This window comes from Arthrobacter sp. SIMBA_036, assembly GCF_046535135.1.
GTDB lineage: Bacteria > Actinomycetota > Actinomycetes > Actinomycetales > Micrococcaceae > Arthrobacter.
Genome location: NZ_JAWRXG010000159.1, coordinates 1 through 274, shown reverse-complemented (window position 1 = coordinate 274; position 274 = coordinate 1). Strand labels below are relative to the sequence as shown.

The window sequence follows — 274 nt, the reverse complement described above, 5'->3', positions numbered from 1 at the left end:
CTGATGCATCTTCTCGACAGCATTGCCCGGCAGCCGCCCGACCATCCAGTCGCGCGGCTTATTGCTGAGGGGATTATCGAGCGCGTGTCGGAGGCTCGCGACACTTTCCGGTTCCGGCATGTGCTGATGCAGGAGGCCGCTTATGGCAGCCTCCTGAAAACCGACAGGCGCCGCATCGACCGGCTGATCGCAGAACGGTTGATCGGCGAGGAAGTGCCATGCCTGCCTGCCGCAATCGCCGCCTGGCAATGCGCCGAGGCGGGATTGCACGAAG

General features: G+C 63.9%; 1 protein-coding gene. It reads left to right on the top strand.

Features of this window, described 5'->3' with window-relative positions:
• A partial coding sequence (locus SB659_RS19485; protein ID WP_410551594.1) for a hypothetical protein occupies positions 1-274 on the top strand: 274 nt, incomplete at both ends.